This is a genomic window from Microbacterium esteraromaticum (assembly GCF_014084045.1).
Lineage (GTDB): Bacteria > Actinomycetota > Actinomycetes > Actinomycetales > Microbacteriaceae > Microbacterium > Microbacterium esteraromaticum_D.
Genome location: NZ_CP043732.1, coordinates 149,317 through 168,474 on the forward strand (window position 1 = coordinate 149,317; position 19,158 = coordinate 168,474).

Annotated in this window: 17 protein-coding genes; 3 read left to right on the forward strand and 14 right to left on the reverse strand. The window is 68.6% G+C overall.

Annotation, left to right across the window (positions count from 1 at the left end; all coding sequences use genetic code 11):
- Positions 1 to 32 precede the first annotated feature (32 nt).
- The 8 genes from FVO59_RS00745 to rsmA form a co-directional block, all read right to left on the reverse strand.
- The gene (locus FVO59_RS00745; protein ID WP_182253689.1) at positions 33 to 1,424 is read right to left on the reverse strand and encodes a threonine/serine exporter family protein; all 1,392 of its coding nucleotides are present in this window, start codon (positions 1,422 to 1,424) and stop codon (positions 33 to 35) included.
- An 87-nt stretch (positions 1,425 to 1,511) separates the two neighbouring features.
- On the reverse strand, positions 1,512 to 2,630 hold the full coding sequence (locus FVO59_RS00750) for a substrate-binding domain-containing protein (protein WP_182253691.1): 1,119 nt from the start codon (positions 2,628 to 2,630) through the stop codon (positions 1,512 to 1,514).
- A gap of 39 nt (positions 2,631 to 2,669) precedes the next feature.
- Positions 2,670 to 3,995: a multiple monosaccharide ABC transporter permease gene (gene mmsB / locus FVO59_RS00755; protein ID WP_182253693.1), complete on the reverse strand. Its 1,326-nt coding sequence runs from the start codon at positions 3,993 to 3,995 to the stop codon at positions 2,670 to 2,672.
- Positions 3,992 to 5,512 (reverse strand): multiple monosaccharide ABC transporter ATP-binding protein, encoded by a 1,521-nt coding sequence (gene mmsA / locus FVO59_RS00760; protein ID WP_182256396.1) that lies wholly within the window; start codon positions 5,510 to 5,512, stop codon positions 3,992 to 3,994. The genes mmsB and mmsA overlap by 4 nt, the downstream gene beginning before the upstream one ends.
- Positions 5,513 to 5,670: 158 nt before the next feature.
- Positions 5,671 to 6,684, reverse strand: a complete 1,014-nt coding sequence (locus FVO59_RS00765) for a LacI family DNA-binding transcriptional regulator (protein WP_182253695.1) — start codon at positions 6,682 to 6,684, stop codon at positions 5,671 to 5,673.
- A gap of 69 nt (positions 6,685 to 6,753) precedes the next feature.
- Positions 6,754 to 7,674: a 4-(cytidine 5'-diphospho)-2-C-methyl-D-erythritol kinase gene (locus tag FVO59_RS00770; RefSeq protein ID WP_182253697.1), complete on the reverse strand. Its 921-nt coding sequence runs from the start codon at positions 7,672 to 7,674 to the stop codon at positions 6,754 to 6,756.
- Positions 7,674 to 8,738: an L-glyceraldehyde 3-phosphate reductase gene (gene mgrA, locus FVO59_RS00775; protein WP_182253699.1), complete on the reverse strand. Its 1,065-nt coding sequence runs from the start codon at positions 8,736 to 8,738 to the stop codon at positions 7,674 to 7,676. The genes FVO59_RS00770 and mgrA overlap by 1 nt, the downstream gene beginning before the upstream one ends.
- Before the next feature lie 4 nt (positions 8,739 to 8,742).
- The gene (rsmA, locus tag FVO59_RS00780; RefSeq protein ID WP_182253701.1) at positions 8,743 to 9,609 is read right to left on the reverse strand and encodes a 16S rRNA (adenine(1518)-N(6)/adenine(1519)-N(6))-dimethyltransferase RsmA; all 867 of its coding nucleotides are present in this window, start codon (positions 9,607 to 9,609) and stop codon (positions 8,743 to 8,745) included.
- A gap of 44 nt (positions 9,610 to 9,653) precedes the next feature.
- Between rsmA and FVO59_RS00785 the strand changes: the two genes are divergently transcribed.
- Entirely contained in the window at positions 9,654 to 10,925 is a 1,272-nt protein-coding gene (locus FVO59_RS00785) for an MFS transporter (protein WP_259363340.1), read from the forward strand.
- Positions 10,926 to 10,930: 5 nt separating this feature from the next.
- On the opposite strand, the gene FVO59_RS00790 is transcribed toward FVO59_RS00785, so the two are convergent.
- The 5 genes from FVO59_RS00790 to rsmI all read right to left on the reverse strand — a co-directional run bounded on the left by FVO59_RS00790 (position 10,931) and on the right by rsmI (position 16,362).
- Entirely contained in the window at positions 10,931 to 11,515 is a 585-nt protein-coding gene (locus tag FVO59_RS00790; protein ID WP_182253703.1) for a GNAT family N-acetyltransferase, read from the reverse strand.
- Positions 11,516 to 11,652: 137 nt separating this feature from the next.
- Positions 11,653 to 12,528, reverse strand: coding sequence for a TatD family hydrolase (locus FVO59_RS00795; protein WP_182253705.1), 876 nt, complete (start codon positions 12,526 to 12,528; stop codon positions 11,653 to 11,655).
- Positions 12,529 to 12,536: 8 nt separating this feature from the next.
- Positions 12,537 to 14,114, reverse strand: a complete 1,578-nt coding sequence (gene metG, locus FVO59_RS00800) for a methionine--tRNA ligase (protein ID WP_182253707.1) — start codon at positions 14,112 to 14,114, stop codon at positions 12,537 to 12,539.
- Between the two features lie 104 nt (positions 14,115 to 14,218).
- A complete protein-coding gene (locus FVO59_RS16325; protein WP_259363341.1) occupies positions 14,219 to 15,544 on the reverse strand; it encodes a methyltransferase domain-containing protein in 1,326 nt (441 codons plus the stop codon).
- Positions 15,541 to 16,362, reverse strand: a complete 822-nt coding sequence (gene rsmI, locus FVO59_RS00810) for a 16S rRNA (cytidine(1402)-2'-O)-methyltransferase (protein WP_182253709.1) — start codon at positions 16,360 to 16,362, stop codon at positions 15,541 to 15,543. The genes FVO59_RS16325 and rsmI overlap by 4 nt, the downstream gene beginning before the upstream one ends.
- A gap of 60 nt (positions 16,363 to 16,422) precedes the next feature.
- On the opposite strand from rsmI, the gene FVO59_RS00815 reads away from it, so the two are divergent.
- Positions 16,423 to 17,994: a dolichyl-phosphate-mannose--protein mannosyltransferase gene (locus FVO59_RS00815; protein WP_259363342.1), complete on the forward strand. Its 1,572-nt coding sequence runs from the start codon at positions 16,423 to 16,425 to the stop codon at positions 17,992 to 17,994.
- A 2-nt stretch (positions 17,995 to 17,996) separates the two neighbouring features.
- On the forward strand, positions 17,997 to 18,215 hold the full coding sequence (locus FVO59_RS00820) for a hypothetical protein (RefSeq protein WP_182253711.1): 219 nt from the start codon (positions 17,997 to 17,999) through the stop codon (positions 18,213 to 18,215).
- A gap of 1 nt (position 18,216) precedes the next feature.
- Here FVO59_RS00820 and FVO59_RS00825 read toward each other — a convergent pair whose 3' ends face one another.
- Positions 18,217 to 19,143, reverse strand: a complete 927-nt coding sequence (locus FVO59_RS00825; protein WP_182253713.1) for a DUF808 family protein — start codon at positions 19,141 to 19,143, stop codon at positions 18,217 to 18,219.
- Positions 19,144 to 19,158: the final 15 nt, after the last annotated feature.

Here is a 19,158-nt window from a genome sequence, read left to right on the forward strand (position 1 = left end):
GCAGCCGTGCCGGGCAGGATGACCTGCGGTGCTCAGCGGATGCGGCCGCGGCGGCGCACGACGCTCTGCAGGGTGTCGCGCACCGGGGCGCCGAGCACGAGGCCGAGGGATGCCCCGGATGCCAGGGCGAGACCGACCGCGCCCGCCTGCAGCAGATCGGCGAAGCCCAGGATGAGGCCGATCGGGTCGTCCTCCGCCTCGACGATCCCCAGCAGACCGCGGTAGACGACGGACCCCGGCACCATCGGGACGATCGCGGCAGTGGTGACCGCGATCGATGGCACGTGCAGACGATGCGCGACGAGGGTGCCGACGAAGCTCGCGATCAGGGCGCCGGCGGCACTGGCGATCGGCACGCCGAACCCGCCGGCCGCCGCAGCGCTGAACCCGCCCCAGGCGATCGCGCCGAGCACGGCCGAGACGAGTATGGTGCGCGAGGTCGCACCGTTCCACACCGCGACGGTGACCGCGATCAGCACGACGCCCGCCACCTGCATCGCCCCGGGCCCGAGCGCCGGAGGTTCGGTGGACAGCGAGAACCCGACGCCCATGCGCTGCGCGAGCGCCACCCCGCCGACGATGCCGATGACGACGCCGAGCGTGAGCAGCGCCAGGTCGAGGATGCGCCCGCCTGCCGTGAGCGCAAAGCCGTCGATCGCGTCCTGCGCGGCTCCCACCACCGACATCCCGGCGAGCATGAGCACGATCCCCGCCGCGACGATCACCGGGATGCTCGCCTCTTCGAACAGCGGCACCCCCTGGGTGCGCAGTGCGTTGGTCGCGGCGGCGAACGCCGTGACGACGAGGGCGCCTGCCGCCTGCGAGAAGAAGAAGGGCACATGCATCCTGGCCATCCATCGCTGCGTGAGCGCGGCACCGCACGCGGCGAGGAAGGCGATCAGCGCGGTCACCCACGAGGCGCCGTACAGCAGGCACACCCCGACGGCGAGCAGCCCCTGCGCGAGCACGATGACCGTCGGCCGGTACCGGAAGGGCATGCGCCTGATGGCATGGAAGCGCACGCGAGCCTCCGGCAGCGGGAGGCCTGCCTCGATGTCGACCACGAGCGCCTGCAGCCGCTGCAGCTTCGCGTGGTCGGGCACGGGAGCCCGCACCACCCGGATCGCCGTGAACGGCGGGTCGGATTCGCCGCCCTGGTACGAGACCGCGATGGAGTTGAAGGTGATGTCGACGTGCACCGGACGGATGCCGAGCGCCGCGGCCACGCGGGTGGCGGAGAGCACCACCTCGTTCGCCGCCGCGCCGACTGCGATGAGCGCCTCGGCGATGCGCATCGCGAGCTCGATCACGCGACGGGCGTACAGCTCGTCGACAGACAGGATCGCCTGGGTCTCCGGCCTCGACGCGGCGTCGACGCGGATCGCCTCGACCAGCCGCATCCGCCAGTTCTTCTGCGCAGCCATCACTCCATCCTCACAGAGACATGGCCGCCGCGCGCGAACGGGCCGCACGGGATCATCCCGTACGGCCCGCCGCGGCGCAGAGCGCGATTACTGGTACGACTTGACGATCTCGAGCAGGCTCGGGACGTTGGCGTACGCCTCCTCGGCGTTCTCCTTGGTGACGATCACCGGGTCGAGCAGATACGCGGGGACGACCTTCACGCCGTTGTCGTACTGCTCGGTGTCGTTGACCTCGGCGTCATCGCCCTTCTGCAGCTGGCCGACCATCTTGATGGCCTGCTCCACGAGCAGAGTGGTGTCCTTGTTGATCGTGGAGTACTGCACGCCGTCCATGATCGACTTGACCGACTCGACCTCGGAGTCCTGCCCGGTCACGACCGGCACGGGCTTGCCCGCCTGCTGCACCGACGTGATGACCGCACGGGCCAGGGTGTCGTTGGGCGAGAGCACGCCGTCGAGCGCCGCCGAGCTGTAGGTCGAGGTGAGGATGGAGTCCATCCGACGCTGTGCGTTCTCGGCCTTCCACCCGTCGGTCGCCGTCTGTGCGATCTCGGTCTGGCCCGAGAGCACCTTCAGCGTGCCGTCGTCGATCTTCGGCTGCAGCACATCCATCGCGCCGTTGAAGAAGACGGCGGAGTTCGCGTCGTCCGGCGAGCCCGAGAAGAGCTCGATGTTGTACGGCGCCTCGTGACCCGCGTTCGCCGCCAGGCCGTCGAGCAGGGCCTGGCCCTGCAGCTGGCCGACCTTGAAGTTGTCGAAGGCGACGTAGTAGTCGACCGCCTCGGTGTTCTCGATCAGGCGGTCGTAGGCGATCACGTAGGCGCCGGCGTCCTTGGCGGCCTGCACCTGCGTGGTGAGCTGCTTGCCGTCCTTCGCACCGATGATGATGACCTTCGCGCCGCCGGTGACCATCGCCTGGATCTGGTTCTGCTGCTCGGCGACCGTGTTCGACGCGGGTGCGTACTGCACATCGGCCTTGAATCCGGCCTTCTCGAGGCCGTCGGTGAACAGCTTGCCCGCCAGCACCCAGTTCTCGCTGGTCTTGTCGGGCAGGGCGACGCCGATCGTGGCGTCTGCCGGGAAGCCGGCGGCCTCGGCGGAGTCGCCGCCGTCGGCGGGGGTGCCGCCGCGCTCGGACGAGCAGCCGGTGAGCATGAATGCGCCGGCGGCGACGATCGCTGTCGCCGTCAGGATGATCTTCTTCATGTGATCTCTTTCTCTGGTGTTCTGCGGTGAGGGTGTGAGTTACTTCTTGCCGGAGTCGGGTGTCGTGGCGAGCGCGGGGAACGGCTCCGGTTCGCGGCGCGCGAACCGACGGGTGAGGAAGCCGATGACCGACGGGCGGCCCTGCTGCTTGTTCCACACGTCGATGCCGACCGCGACGAGCAGCACGAGGCCCTTGATCATGGCGACCACGTCGGCTCCGAAGCCGAGCAGCGCGAGCCCGTTGTTGAGGAACGCCATCACGAATCCGCCGATGATCGAGCCGATGACGGTTCCGATGCCGCCAGACACCGCCGCGCCGCCGATGAAGACCGAGGCGATGGCGTCGAGCTCCCAGCCGTTGCCGTCCTGCGGACCGGATGCCGTGGCGCGTGCCACATAGAGCATTCCGGCGAGCGAGGCGAGCACCGACATGTTCATGATCACGAAGAAGTCGACCCAGCGGTCCTTGACGCCCGAGAGGCGTGCGGCCTGACGGTTGCCGCCGACCGCGTAGATGTGCCGGCCGAACACCGTGTTGTTCGTGATGAAGCTGTACACGATCACGAGGACGAGGAGGATGACCCCCGACACAGGGAAGCTGGTGCCCTCGCGCCCCGTGGCGAACTGCCATCCGGCCAGCAGGATGATCACCGAGAGCAGGGCGACCTTTGTCGCGCTGACCCAGCCGGGCGCCATCTCCGAGCCCATCCGCTGCTGGGCCCGGCGGGTCCAGATCTCGTGGAAGACGATCCATGCGACGCCGATGACGGCCAGGATCATGGTCGGCACGTTGAACGGCAGCGGCACCGCGACCTCGGGCAGGTATCCGGCGCCGATGTAGGTGAACTCCTTCGGCACCGGCACCGTCGTCGACTGGCCGATCCACTGGTTCGCGCCGCGGAAGAAGAGCATGCCGGCGAGAGTCACGATGAACGCTGGCACGCCGACGTAGGCGACCCACACGCCGTGCCAGGCGCCCACGAGCACCCCGACCCCGAGGCCGAGCAGGATCCCGCCCCACCACGGCACGTTCCACTCCGCCATCGCCTTGGCGACGATGATGCCGGTGAACGCGGCGACCGAGCCGACCGACAGGTCGATGTGGCCCATGATGATTACCATCACCATGCCGATCGCCAGGATCAGGATGTACGAGTACTGGTTGACGACGTTGATCAGGTTGCCCGGCGAGAGGGTGAGGCCCTGGCCCTTGGCGATGAAGGTCCAGATCTGGAAGAAGATCAGGATGACGATGAGGCTGCCGAGGATGCCGAACTGCCGCAGCGCCGAGCGGCCGCCGCCGCCGAACATCTTCCTGATGTCGCCGAGGTGGAAGCCGCGTCGCTCAGTGGTCGTTTCGCTCATGCCTGTGCTCTCTGGGTAGCGGAGGTCATGCTTCGCATGAGCGCCTCCGGGGTGGCCTGGTCGGAGGGGATGCAGTCGGTGACGCGTCCCTCGAAGACGGTGTAGATGCGGTCGGAGATGCCGAGCAGCTCGGGGAGCTCGCTGGAGATGACGATGACTCCCTTCCCCTGCGCCGCGAGCTCGTTGATGATCGAGTAGATCTCGTACTTCGCCCCGACATCGATGCCTCTGGTGGGCTCGTCGAGGATCAGCAGGTCGGGGTCGGTGAACATCCACTTGGCGAGGACGACCTTCTGCTGGTTGCCGCCCGACAGCTTGCCGACCCCCTCCTCGACCGAGGGCGTCTTGATGCGCAGCGCCTTGCGGTACCGCTCGGCGGTGGCGAACTCCTGGCGCTCGTCGACGACGCCGCGAGTCGCGATCTTCGACAGCTTCGCCGCCACGATCGAGCGCTTGATGGTGTCGAGCAGGTTGAGGCCGAGAACTTTGCGGTCCTCGCTGACGTAGGCGAGCCCGTGCTTGATCGCCGATGCCACATCGGGGAGTGCGACCTCACGACCGTCCTTGATGAGCGTTCCCGACTGGAAGAGCCCGTATGAGCGGCCGAAGATGCTCATCGCGAATTCGGTGCGACCTGCGCCCATGAGGCCGGCGATGCCCACCACCTCACCACGGCGCACCTCGATGCTGGACCCCTTCACGACCATGCGCTCGGAGACGGTGGGGTGCTGCACCCACCAGTCCCTGACCTCGAAGAACACCTCCCCGATCTCGGGTGTGCGGTCGGGGTAGCGGCTCTCGAGCGAGCGGCCGACCATGCCCTGGATGATGCGGTCCTCATTGATCTCACCGCGCGAGACGTCGAGCGTCTCGATGGTGCGGCCGTCGCGGATGATCGTGATCTCGTCGGCGATCTGCTCGATCTCGTTGAGCTTGTGACTGATGATGATCGACGTGATGCCCTTGGCCTTGAGGCCGAGGATCAGGTCGAGCAGGTGCTGCGAGTCGTTCTCGTTGAGCGCAGCCGTCGGCTCGTCGAGGATCAGCAGCTTGACGTCCTTGTTGAGCGCCTTGGCGATCTCGATGAGCTGCTGCTTTCCGACGCCGAGGTGCTTGATCGCCACGTCCGGGTCCTCGTTCAGGCCGACCCGCGCGAGCAGCTCGACTGCGCGCTGCTTCTGCGCCTGCCAGTCGATCGCACCGAACCGGCGGATCTCGTTGCCGAGGAAGATGTTCTCGGTGATGGACAGCTCGGGGATGAGCGCGAGCTCCTGGTGGATGATCACGATGCCGGCGCTCTCGCTGGCCGCGATGTCCTTGAAGCGCTGCTCTTCGCCGTACAGCACGATGTCGCCGTCGTAGGTGCCGAACGGGTACACCCCGGAGAGGACCTTCATCAGCGTGGACTTGCCCGCGCCGTTCTCGCCGCAGATGGCGTGCACCTCGGCGGTGCGCACGGTGATCGAGACGTCGGAGAGCGCTTTGACGCCAGGGAACTCCTTCGTGATGCGCCGCATCTCAAGGATCGGGCCTGCGACGCTCGGCAGCGTTGTCGTTATGCTCACGGATCTTCCTCGACACGAGTGGCGGTGACACAATGTGACCGTTCACATTGGCTAACTCATGATGCGCCGCGATCGACGGGCTGTCAAGTGCCCTTCGGTGATTCGCGATCTCAGCGTGATGAAGCGGACTCGCGCACCCGCAGCTCGGGCTCGAGCGCACCGAAGACCGGCAGCGTCTCACCGCGGATCTCGGCGAGCAGCATCGCCACCGCGCGACGCCCCACCTCGTGGAAGTCCTGGTGCACGGTCGTCAGCGTGGGCCAGACATGCGCCGCGACGGGCACGTCGTCGAAGCCGGCGACGCTGACGTCCTCCGGCACCCGCACCCCTGAGTCCCTGAAGCCGTGCATGAGCCCGATCGCCATGAGGTCGTTCGCCGCGAACACGGCCGTGAAGTCCACCCGTCGCGACAGCTCGCGACCGGCGAAGTAGCCGAAGTCCGCCGTCCAGTCCCCCCGTATCGGCGGGAAGGTCGGGAGATCGGCATCCCTCAGCGCCTCCAGATAGCCGCGCATCCGTGACTCCGCCTCGATCCAGTCCTGAGGGCCGGCGAGATGCAGGATCTCGGAATGCCCCAGCGAGATCATGTGCTCGGTGACCATCCGCGCCCCGTGCACCTGGTCGGCCGCGAGCGTCACGCCATCCGAACCCGAGGCGGTCTGCAGGCTGACGAACGGCACGGACGCCGCCATGCCCCGAAGCACGTTGAACACCCTGACCTGCGGCGCCAGCACGACGATTCCGTCGACGTGCTCGCGGCCGAGCTGACGCACGGCGGTCCCGATCGCCTCGGGAGTCGTGTCGGTGAGGTTCAGGGTCGAGACCGAGTACCCCTCGGCCCGCGCCGCCTCCTCGATGGCGGCGATCGCCGAGGTCGGTCCGAACTCGCCGACCGTCGCCGACAGGATGCCGAGGGTGTTCGACCTGCTGGTGACGAGCGCCCTCGCCGCGAGATTCGGCCGGTAGTCGAGCACGGATATGGCATCGAGCACCTTCGCCTTCGTCTCGGGCCTGATGCTCGGATGGTCGTTCAGCACGCGCGACACGGTCTGATGCGACACCCCGGCGAGCCGCGCGACGTCGCGGATGCTCGGTGTCCTGGCACGCTCGGAGGCAGCGTTCATGGCATGCCTCCTCGCATGTGTACGGTCACATCGTCTGCCCCATCATGACATGCAGGGTCCTGCGGCGCATCAGAAGATGACGCGAGCGCCCGGCACGGGGCCATGCACGTGCAGCGCGTGGCGCCCGGTGTCGCGGAGCTGATCCTGCACCGAGCGGGCTTGCTCGGGCCCGTCGCAGAGCAGAGCGATGGTCGGGCCCGATCCCGAGACGAGACCGCCCAGGGCTCCGAAACGGATGCCGTCCACGAGGGTGGCGGCGAGATCGGGGCGGTCGACGACCGCGGCCGCCTCGAGATCGTTCAGCAGTGCAGGCGCGAGATCCCGTGCCTCACCGGCCCGCAGCGCCTGCAGCACGGGCAGCGGCACGTCGAGCGACATCGGCGGATCGTCGGCGACGGCGCCCTCCTGCGCGCGCAGCAGATCGAGCTGCCCGTACACCTCGGGCGTCGAGAGTCCCTGCTCGCTGAGGACGAGCACCCAGTCGAATCGTCCACGAGCGAGAGCGGGCGTGAGCTCGTCGCCGCGCCCCGCGCCGACCGCGGTGCCGCCGTGCAGCGCGAAGGGCACATCGGCACCGAGTCGCGCGGCGAGCTCGTGCAGTCGATGCTGCCCGAGCTCGGTCCCCCACAGCGCATCGCAGGCGACCAGCGCTGCGGCGGCGTCTGCCGAGCCTCCGCCCATGCCGCCGGCCACCGGCACGCCCTTGCGGATGCGCAGGTGCACCCCCGCATCCACCCCCGCCGCCTGTGCGAGCAGCTTGGCCGCCCGCATCGCCAGATTGCGATCGTCGAGAGGCACGCCTGTGACGTCGACGTCCCCCTCGACCTCGAGGCTGAACCCGTCGGCGAGGGTCGCGTAGACGTCCTCGTACAGCGACACCGCCTGGAAGACCGTGGCGAGCGAGTGATAGCCGTCATCGTGCCTTGGTCCGACCCCCAGATAGACGTTGATCTTGCCCGGGGCCCGCACGTGCACGGAGCGCGGCGTCATCACAGCTCCGACGAGACGGACCAGAGATTGACGTCGATGCCGTGCGCGAGTGCGTCGATGGCCGTGAGCTCGTCATCGTCGAATTCCGGCCCATCCACCGCGGCGATGTTCTCGTCGATCTGCTCGGGGCGCGAGGCGCCGATGAGCGCCGATACGACGACCGGGTCGCGCAGGGTCCACTGCAGCGCCATCTGCGCAAGCGTCTGGCCGCGGTCGGCCGCGATGTCGTTGAGGCCGCGCAGCACCGCGAGGCCCTCCTCGGAGAGCGGCCGATCGGGCAGCGACCCGCGCTTCTGCGCGCGCTGCGCGGTGCCGTCGCCGAGATACTTGCCCGTCAGCAGCCCCTGCGCGAGCGGCGTGAAGGCGATAGCGCCCATACCGGCCGATCGGAGGGTGTCGGTCAGGCCGTCCTCGATCCAGCGGTTGAGGACGGAGTACGAGGGCTGGTGGATCACCAGAGGCGTGCCGAGGTCGCGTGCCACCGCGAGCGCGGCCTCGGTGCGCTCAGCGCTGTATGACGAGATGCCGACGTAGAGTGCCTTGCCCTGCCGCACGAGCGTGTCGAGCGCGCCGACCGTCTCCTCCACCGGCGTCACGGGATCGACCCGGTGCGAGTAGAAGATGTCGACGTAGTCGAGGCCCATCCGGGTGAGTGACTGCTCGGCGCTGGCGAGGATGTACTTGCGGCTGCCCAGGTCGCCGTATGGGCCCGGCCACATGTCCCAGCCGGCCTTCGACGAGATGACCAGCTCGTCGCGGTACGGTGCGAGGTCCTCTGACAGGATGCGGCCGAAGTTCTTCTCGGCTGAGCCGTAGGGCGGACCGTAGTTGTTCGCGAGGTCGAAGTGCGTGATTCCGCTGTCGAAGGCATGCCACAGCAGGGCGCGCTGCGAGTCGAGCGGGATGTTGTCGCCGAAGTTCCACCACAGACCGAGCGAGATCGGCGGAAGATAGAGCCCGCTCGTGCCGACCTGACGGTACGGGAAGCGCTGGTAGCGATCCGGTGCCGCGACATACGGCCGGTGGATCTCGGGGACATCGGGGCGGAAGCGCGGTTCGGTCACGCTGTCAGGCTATCGGCCCCGGCGCCGGATCGTGCTGGACGAGCGCGATGCGGTGGTAGTCGTCGACCGTGAGATCCTCGCCGCGCGCCGTGGGGGCGACACCGGCGGCCTCGAGCACCTCGGATGCCGCTGCCGACCCTCCGTACAGTCCGGAGAGCGCCTGACGGAGCATCTTGCGGCGCTGATTGAATGCGGCGTCCACGATCTCGAAGGTGCGCCGACGCTCGTCGTCGTCGCCGCGAGGCGTCTCGTCGCGCTCGAAGCCGACCAGCAGACTGTCGACGTTCGGCACGGGCCAGAACACCTGACGCGACACGGTGCCGCACAGACGCCACGGTCCGTACCAGGCCGCCTTCACACTGGGGGCGCCGTAGATCTTCGAGCCCGGCTTCGCGGCGAGGCGCTCGGCGACCTCTGCCTGCACCATCACCACGCCGCGCTGCAGATGTGCGAACGTCTCGAGGAAATGCAGCAGCACCGGCACCGAGACGTTGTACGGCAGATTGGCGACGAGCACCGTGGGCCGGCCAGGCAGCTCGGTGACGCGCATGGCATCGGCATCCACCACCGTCAGCATGCCGTCGGCCACGCCGCGCTCCCGCGCCGTCTGCGGCAGCCGCTCGGCGAGGCGATGGTCGATCTCGACCGCGGTGACCGACGCTCCGGCCTCGAGGATCGCGAGGGTCAGCGAACCGAGGCCAGGTCCGATCTCGACGACCCGCTCCCCCGGCTGCACGGCCGCCGCGTGCACGATCTTGCGCACCGTGTTCGCGTCGACGACGAAGTTCTGGCCCAGCTTCTTCGTGGGTGTGACGTCGAGCTCGGCGGCAAGACGGCGGATCTCGGTGGCGCCGAGCAGGGAGACGGTCATGCCCCCATTCTCGCGCATCCCGCCGCGCCCCTAAGATCGAGCGGGTGACCGCACTCGGAGAGCTCATCGCACCGCGCCGCCTCGGCCGCGATTTCCGCTGGCTGATGTCGGCCGCGTGGACGAGCAACATCGGCGACGGCATCGCTCTCGCCGCCTCGCCTCTGCTGATCGCCTCGATGACGTCGTCTCCCGTGCTCGTCGCCTCTGGCGCGATGCTGCAGTTCCTGCCGTGGCTGCTGTTCGGTCTGCACGCGGGGGCGATCGCTGACCGCGTGGAGAGGAGGATGCTCGTGATGCTCGCCCACGGCATCCGGGCCCTCGTCGTCGCCGCGCTCGTCGTCTTCCTCGTGACGGGCATGGCGAACATCGCGATCGTGCTCATCGTGTCGTTCCTCTACGGAACGGCCGAGGTGTTCGCCGACACGAGCACGAGCACGCTGCTGCCGATGATGGTGAAGCCCGCCGATCTCGGCGTCGGCAACGCCCGCCTGCAGGCCGGGTTCCTCGTCGCCAATCAGCTGGCGGGTCCGCCGCTGGGTGCCTTCCTGTTCGCGCTCGGGTCGTTCTGGCCTTTCCTCGCGCAGGTGCTCGCGGTGACTCTGGGACTCATCCTCGTGTCGCGGATCGCCAGGCAGCCGGTGCCGCCGAGGTCGGGCGCGTCAGAGGCCGCCGAGAAGCGTCCCGTGCACACCGAGATCGGCGAGGGCCTTCGCTGGGCGTGGCACAACAAGCCGGTGCGCACCCTGATCGTGATCATCCTCGCGTTCAACGTCACCTGGGCCGCACCGTGGGGGATCCTGGTGCTCTACGCGACGGAGCACCTCGGGATGGGACCGGTGGGGTTCGGAGCCCTGACCACGGCATCGGCGATCGGGGGCCTCGCCGGCACCATGAGCTTCGGGTGGCTCGAACGGCATGTGTCGTTCGCGACCATCATGAAGGTGTGCCTCACGCTGGAGGTGCTCATGCACCTCGCGTTCGCACTCACCACCGACGGTGTCGTGGCGCTGGTGATCATGTTCGGCTTCGGGGCGTACGCGTTCGTGTGGGGCACCATCTCGACCACCGTGCGTCAGCGTCTCGTGCCCCACGACCTGCAGGGCCGGGTGGGCTCGGTGAACATGGTCGGCGTGTTCGGCGGCATGGTGCTCGGCCAGGCGCTCGGCGGGCTCATCGCGCAGGCATGGGGGCTGACGGCGCCGTGGTGGTTCGCGTTCGCCGGATCCGCGCTCACCCTGCTGCTGATGTGGCGGCAGATCTCGCACATCGCCGCTGCGAAGCCGGCCCTCGACGAGGGCGCCGAGCAGGCTGAGTAGGCCCGTCACCGACGCGCGAGACGGGCATCCAGCCCGCTCCGCACCGCCGGCCACTCGTGAGGAAGGATCGAGTACACAGCGGTGTCGCGCAGCGACCCGTCGGGCATGAAGCGGTGATTGCGCAGGATGCCGTCGAGCTTGGCCCCGAGCCGCTCGATCGCGGCGCGGGACTGCCTGTTGTGGAAGTGGGTCATGAGCGACACGGCGATCGCATCGCAGGCGTCGAAGGCGTGCGCCAGCATCAGTCGCTTCATGGCGGGGTTCACCTCGCTGCGCTGCGCGGTCGTGCCGATCCAGGTGTAGCCGATCTCGACGCGGCGGTTCGGCTGATCGATGCTGCAGAACGTCGTCATGCCCACGACCTCTCCGCTCTGCAGCCGGCGCACGGCGAAGGGGTTCATGACACCGGCATCGCGCAACGCGAGACGCCGGTCGATCTCGGCGGGCACCGCGTCTGCATCCGGAACCGACGTGTACCAGGCGTAGTCGAGCGTCCTCGCAGCGCGGCTCAGGTCGTCCGCGTGCTCGTGGCCGAGCGGCTCAAGCCGCACGAACTCGTCTGCCAGGGTGATCTCGTCGAGGAAGCGCACCTGTTCAGGCTACGGGACGCGGGCCGCACGCCCCGCCCCCGATGAGCTACGACGCCCCTGCTCATTTGCGTAACTGAGCAGGGGCGCGGTAGCCGGACAGGGGCGGGAACGCACAGATCGCGCGACCGCACACGGGGTCAGGCGAACGAGCCGTACACCGCGAGCGTGTTGGCTGCGAGCCGGGCGCACAGCTCGTCGACGTCGACGTCGAGCTCGGCGGCCATGAAGCGCACCGTGATCGGCACGAGGTAGGGGGCGTTCGGGCGACCGCGCAGGGGCACGGGCGTGAGGAAGGGGGCGTCGGTCTCGACCAGGATGCGATCGAGCGGCGTGACGGCGAGCGCATCGCGCAGGTTCTGCGCGTTCTTGAAGGTGACGTTGCCTGCGAACGAGAGCCAGTATCCGGCATCCGCCGCGATCCGAGCCATCTGATCGTCGCCCGAGAAGCAGTGGAACACGGTCTTCTCGGGGGCGCCGACGCGCCGGAGCGTCTCGAGCACGTCGTCGTGGGCGTCGCGGTCGTGGATCTGCATGGCGATGCCGTGCTTCTTCGCCAGCGCGATGTGCGCCTCGAACGACTCGTGCTGCGCAGGCCGTCCCGTCTCGTCGGTGCGGAAGTAGTCGAGGCCGGTCTCGCCTATCGCGCGGGTGCGCGGATGCGCCGCCAGCTCGTCGATCACCGTGATCGCCTCGCCGAGGCGCCCTTGGGCGGCATACGTGGGCGCGTCGTTGGGGTGGATCGCGACGGCGGCGAGCACCCGAGGGTCGGATGCCGCGGCCTCGACCGCCCAGCGGGACGACTCGATGTCACCCGACGCCTGCACCACTCCGGCGATGCCGACCTCCGCCGCGCGGTCGAGCTGCTCCTTCAGCGACAGGGGCTCCACACCGTCGGTGATCTCCAGGTGCGCGTGGTTGTCGTAGACCGCGACGCTCAGCGGCTCGGGAGCCGCCGGGTAACGCAGGTCCTTGCGTCCCTTCGCGTCTCGGCGCTGCACGTAGGTGTCTGCCATATGTCGTGTTACGCCGTCTGCTCCACGCGCGGGAACAGCGGAGCGAGGGTCGAGACAGTCGTGCCGGGCTTCAGCGCACCCCAGGTGCCGGCGTCGCGGATCGGCTGCGCAGTGAGCTCGCCGAGCGAGGCCTCGACGCCCAGGGCGTCCCACAGCTTCGCGGTCGACTGCGGCATGACCGGCGAGAGCAGCACGGCCAGGGCGCGCAAGCCCTCAGCGCAGGTGTACAGCACGGTGCCGAGGCGCTCACGCTGCTCCTCGTCGCGAGCCAGAGCCCACGGCTCGTTCTCGGTGATGTAGAGATTGAGGTCGTCGACGATCGTCCAGATCGCGTCGATCGCCTCGTCGATGCGGAAGTGCTCGATGGCCGCGTCGGCTGCGGCGGTGGCATCCGCCACCTTCTTCTGCACCACGAGATCGCGTTCGGTGTACTCGGCCGGCGCGGGCACGACTCCGTCGAAGTACTTCTGGATCATCGCGATCGTGCGCGAGGCCAGGTTACCGAAGCCGTTCGCGAGCTCGGCCTGGTACCGGGCCGAGAGGTCCTCCCACGAGAACGAGCCGTCCTGGCCGAACGCGATCGCGGAGAGGAAGTAGAAGCGGTAGGCGTCCGAGCCGAAGACGTCGGTGATCTCGGTCGGCGCGATGCCGGTGAGCTTCGACTTCGACATCTTCTCGCCGCCGACCAGCAGCCAGCCGTGCGCGAAGACGCCCTTGGGCACGTCGAGGCCTGCGGCCATCAGCAGCGCCGGCCAGATCACGGCGTGGAAGCGCAGGATGTCCTTGCCGACCACGTGGTACGCCGGCCAGCGTCGGTCGAAGGTCGCGTCGTCCTCGCCGTAGCCGACGGCGGTGGCGTAGTTGAGCAGCGCGTCCACCCACACGTAGATGACGTGCGACTCGTCCCACGGCAGCGGGATGCCCCAGTCGAACGTCGACCGTGAGATCGACAGGTCCTTCAGACCCTGGCTGACGAAGGAGACGACCTCGTTGCGCGCCGAATCAGGGCGCACGAAGTCGGGCTCGGTCCTGTACAGCTCGAGCAGGCGGTCCTGGAACTCGCTCAGCTTGAAGAAGTAGTTCTTCTCCTGCAGCAGCTCGAGCGGCTTCGAGTGGATCGCACAGACCTTCAGCCCTTCGAAGGGCCCGGTGCCGTCGACGATCTCGGATTCGGGCTTGAACTCCTCGCAGCCCACGCAGTACAGCGCCTCGTACTCGCCCGCGTAGATGTAGCCGGCGTCGTACAGCTTCTGGAAGAACACCTGAACGTTCTTCTCGTGCCGCTCCTGCGTGGTGCGGATGAAGTCGTCGTTGGCGACGTCGAGCGTCTTCAGCAGCGGGAACCAGCTCTCGCCCACCAGCTTGTCGACCCACTCCTGCGGGGTGACGTTGTTCGCCGCGGCGGCGCGCAGCATCTTCTGGCCGTGCTCGTCGGTTCCGGTGAGCATCCAGGTGTCGTCACCTGCCTGGCGGTGCCAGCGCGACAGGGTGTCGACGGCCACCGTCGTGTACCCGTGACCGATGTGCGGCACGTCGGACGGGTAGTAGATGGGCGTGGTGATGTAGAAGGACTCGCCTGCGGGCATGGGATCGATTCTAGGCGGGAACGGCGGGGCGTTCCGATTCGTGACCTGGCTTGCGGCCCTCGTTGCGGACCGGACGGGATGATGGTGCGGAGTGAGTGTGCGAGTCAGGTACGGACGGCGGTCAGAGAGGCATGCGGACGGGTGCTGGGCTCGTCGGGAGTGCGACCGCGACGCTCGACGGCGGTGAGGGTGAGGCCCGCGTCCACGAGGAGGGGTGCCAGGGCATCCGGAGTCCAGAAGTAGGCGGTCGTGACGGCGTGGTCGAACGGCTCGCCAGGGGTGCCGTCGAAGAAGCCGATCAGGATGCTGCCACCGGGAGCGACCACGCGGGCGAACTCCGCGAGGATCCCGGGGAGCTGCTCCGGCGGCGTGTGGATCAGCGAGTACCAGGCCAGGATCCCGCCGAGCGACGCGTCCGCCAGCGGGAGCGCGGCGAACGAGCCGTGGTGGAACTCGAGATCCGGATGCTTCTCGCGGGCGTGCCCGATGAACTGCTCCGAGAGGTCGACGCCCAGCACGTCGCGACCGCCGTCATGCAGGAACCGCGTCCACAGACCGGGCCCGCATCCGGCATCCAGCAGTCGTCCCGGTGTCGCATCGCGCCAGGCCGCGATGAGCGCACGATCACGGGCATCCGTCTGGGCGATGTCGCCGAGCAGCGCGACGTACTCTGCGGCCCGCGCGTCGTACGCGGCGCCGATCGCCTCGGTCACGCGCCGGCTGCGCCGGCTGCCGGCGAGGACATCAGGTGACGACGCGGCGACGTGGTGCCGTCGCGGTGTGGTGCGATCGGCGGGGGACGCGTCGATCAGCTGCGGATGATCGAAGTCGGAGTTGTCCACGACGAAGTCGGCCCGTTCCCAGGGTCTCGCGGCAGCGAAGTAGAGCCGTTGGCCGCCGACGTACCGTCGCATCGACGGATGCTCGGGATCGGGATGACTGCCGTCGCGGATCGCCATCCGCGACGCGGTGACCGCGAAGGGCACGTGCAGGTGGATCGAGGCGTCCCAGTGGGAAGCGAGCTCATCGCGAAGCAGGAACATGCCCTCCACCAGGACCAGTGCGGCCGGATCGGCGTGCAGCGTGTCGCCGACGATCGGCTCATCCGCGCGGGCGTCGTACGCGACCGGCCGGTAATGGCCGTCACCGCCGCGCTGGAGCGGCTCCAGCACATCTCGCCGGAGCGCCGGGTAGTCGTAGGTGTCTTCCCAGAAGCCGAGCTCGGAGTGCCGACCGCGGGCGTGACGGATCCGCGAGGGGTTGAGGAAGTCGTCGGCGTGGATGATGATCACGGGCCGATCGACGATGTGCGCAGCGAGGTTCGCCGCGAAGCGCGTCTTGCCGCTGCCGTCGACACCGTCGATCGCGACGAGCCGGCCCGTCGCTGCGGCCTCGGTCACCGCTGTCGCGAGGTCGGGCCAGAACGTCACGCGGTCCTCGCCGCGAGCGCGGCCTGGTACAGATCCCGGGAGCGCAGACCGGTCGCCGCAGCGACCTCGGCGCACGCGTCCTTGAGTCGGGTTCCGGATGCCACGAGGGCCTGCACCTGGGCGAGCGCGTCGTCAGCGGAGACGGAGGCAGGGGCGGCGCCCTCGACGACGACGACGATCTCACCCTTCACGCCGTTCTCGGCCCATGCGACGAGCTCGGATGCCGTGCCGCGGCGCACCTCCTCGTACAGCTTGGTCAGCTCGCGGCACACGGCGATCCGGCGGTCCGCGCCGAACACGGCGCCCATGTCGGCGAGGGAGGATGCGAGTCTCGACGGCGACTCGAAGAACACCATCGTGCGCGGCTCCGATGCGAGCGCGGACAGCACCGACCTGCGCTCCCCCGGCTTGCGCGGCAGGAAGCCCTCGAATGCGAACCGGTCGGTGGGGAGCCCTGAGATCGCGAGCGCCATGAGCACCGCACTCGGCCCGGGGATCGCGGTGACGGTCACGCCGCGCTCGACCGCCGCGGCGACGACGCCGTACCCGGGGTCGCTCACCGCAGGCATCCCGGCGTCGCTCACGAGCACGACGTCATGCTGCTCGGCGAGCTCGGCGAGCTCGGCTGCCCTGTGCTTCTCGTTGTGGTCGTGCAGCGCGATCAGGCGCGGACGATTCTCGATCTTCAGCGCCTGCAGCAGTCGCTGGGTGGTGCGGGTGTCCTCTGCGGCGACGAGCTCGGCGTTCTCGAGCACCTCGACGAGTCTCCGCGACGCGTCAGCCAGGTTGCCGATCGGAGTCGCCGCGAGGATGATCATCCGACCAGCTTATGCGGGCACCGTCACCCCGATCCGAAGCGGATTGCCTAGGCTGATCTGGTGACCCTGCCCGCGCCCCCGATGCCGCCGCGCGCCACGACGCGATGGGAGAGGCTGGCCGCATGGGGCGTCGCAGACGCCGCCCGCTCACGTGTTCTGGCGTGGCTGGCACCGCTGTTCGTCACGATGCTGGCGGCCGCGCTGCGGCTCACGAACCTCGCGCATCCGCACGAGATCATGTTCGACGAGACCTACTACGTCAAGGACGCATGGTCGCTGTGGAACCTCGGCTACGAGGGGAAGTGGGGCGAGGGCGCCGATGCCGAGCTTCCGCGGGGCGACGACTCGGCCATGCAGACGGCCGGATCGTACGTGGTGCACCCGCCGCTCGGGAAGTGGATCATCGGCATCGGCATGGCGCTCATGGGTCCCGGCTCCAGCGCGGGCTGGCGACTGACCACCGCGATCCTCGGGTCGCTGAGCGTGCTCGTGCTCTATCTCGTCGCCCTGCACCTGACCCGCTCACGGGTGTTCGCGACGATCGCGGGCGGCCTGCTCGCGATCGACGGGCTGGGCATCGTGATGAGCCGCATCGCCCTGCTCGACGGCGTGCTCACCTTCTTCGTCCTGCTCGGCTTCCTGTTCGTGCTGCTCGATCGCGATCGCTCGCTGCCGCTGCTCGACGAGCGGATCACCGCTCTGCGTCGATCGGATGCCGACGACGCGCCCGTTCAGCTGATCGGCCCGGTGCTGTGGTCGCGGCCCTGGCTCGTCGCAGCCGGAGCGGCGCTCGGAGCCGCATCGGCGGTGAAGTGGTCTGGACTGTACGCGCTCGCGGTGTTCGGACTGTACGCCGTGGTCACGGACGCCCTGGCGCGGCGCCGTGCGGGCGTCCCGCTCTGGCCGACGGATGCAGTGCTGCGACAGGGGCCGGTGTCATTCGTCCTGATGGTGGGTCCGGCCATGCTCGCGTACCTCCTGTCGTGGACGGGCTGGCTGATCACGGCCGGTGGATACGGTCGCGGAGTCGATGCCCATCCGCTGGTGGCGCTGTGGAAGTACCACGAGTCGATGTACGGATTCCACATCGGTCTGTCCAGCGCCCACGCGTACGCGAGCCCTGCCTGGCAGTGGCCGCTGCTGCTGCGGCCGACGGCGATGTGGGTCGGCTCCGATCCGACGGGCTGCGGCATCGATCACTGCATCGCGGTGATCTCGTCTGTTCCGAACCCGCTGATCTGGTACGGCGGAGTGGCCGCTGCGGTCTATCTTCTGTACCGGTTCGTGCGGGGGCTCATCGAGCGCCGTCCGCTCGGTCCGACCTACACGGTCGCGCTCGTGGGTCTCATCGCGACCTATGTTCCCTGGCTGCTCGTTCCGAATCGCACGATCTTCCAGTTCTACACGGTGGTCATGGTGCCGTTCCTCATCCTCGCCCTGGCGGTGGCGCTGAGAGAACTCGCGGGCCGCCGCAGCGATCCGCTGCACCGCCGCACGGCCGGGCAGCGCACGGTCGCGGTGTACCTCGTCGTCGTCGTGCTGGTCTCGGCGTTCTTCTACCCGGTGTGGACGGGCATGAGCGTGCCGTACCCGTTCTGGCTCATCCACAACTGGCTGCCTGGCTGGATCTGAGCATGCCCTCACCGCACGGGTTCGAATACGACGTCCGAGGCGACGACGTCGTGATCATGCATCACGGAGTCCGCGCGGCGACCCTCCGCGGAGCGAAGGCGGCGGAATTCCTGTCTCGCGTCGAGACCCAGGATCCGCAGCTGCTGATGGCGCGCCTCACCGGAGACTACCGCCGCGGCAACGAGCGCGCCGCACGCCGGCATCCGCGCAACGCGGGCTGACTCAGGCCACCGACTCCGGCGCCGGGTGATCTGCTCGATGGGCCTCGTCGAAGGTCGGGCGCTTGCCCATCAGCTTGCCGATGAGCAGCACGACGCCCACGACGATGAGGCCGATGAGCATGCCCGCGACGGCCGACACGGCCGTGTTCCCGAGCCACACGACGAAGCCGCCGAGAGAGGCGAGCAGCTCGTCCACTCCATGCAGGAGGTCGGCCGGCGCATGCCAGCCGACCTCGCCGAGGTTCACCACGACGAGATGGCCGCCGACCCACAGCATCGCGACCGTGCCGACGACGCTGATGACACGGAACACGGCTGGCATCGACCGCACGATCCTGGTGCCCGTGTGCCGCACGTTGCGCACCGGGTTCTTGGCCATCCGCAGCCCGATGTCATCGAGCTTGACGAGCAGAGCCACCGCCCCGTACACGACTCCCGTCATGAGCAGCGCGATGACCGCGAGCACGCCGAGCGTCTCCCAGATGCCCAGGTCCGGGTCGAGGCTCGCGAGCGAGATCAGCATGATCTCGGTGGACAGGATCAGGTCGGTGCGGATCGCGCCCCAGATCAGGCGCTTCTCGTCCCGCGCGCCTTCGTCGGCATGCCCGTGGCCGAACCCGAACCACTCCAGCACCTTCTCGGCGCCCTCGAAGCAGAGATACGTCCCGCCGATGATCAGCAGGTAGGGCAGCACCCACGGCGCGAACGCGGTCAGCAGCAGCGCGATGGGGATGATGATGAGGAACTTGTTCGCGATCGATCCGAGCGCGATCTTGCCCACCACCGGCAGTTCGCGCGCGGGCGTGAGCCCCTGCACGTACTGCGGGGTGACGGCCGCATCGTCGATGACGACACCGGCCGCCTTGGCCGACGCCTTCATGGCGGCGCTCAGGATGTCATCGACGACCGCCAGCAGACCAACCGACATGCGTATTCCCTCCCC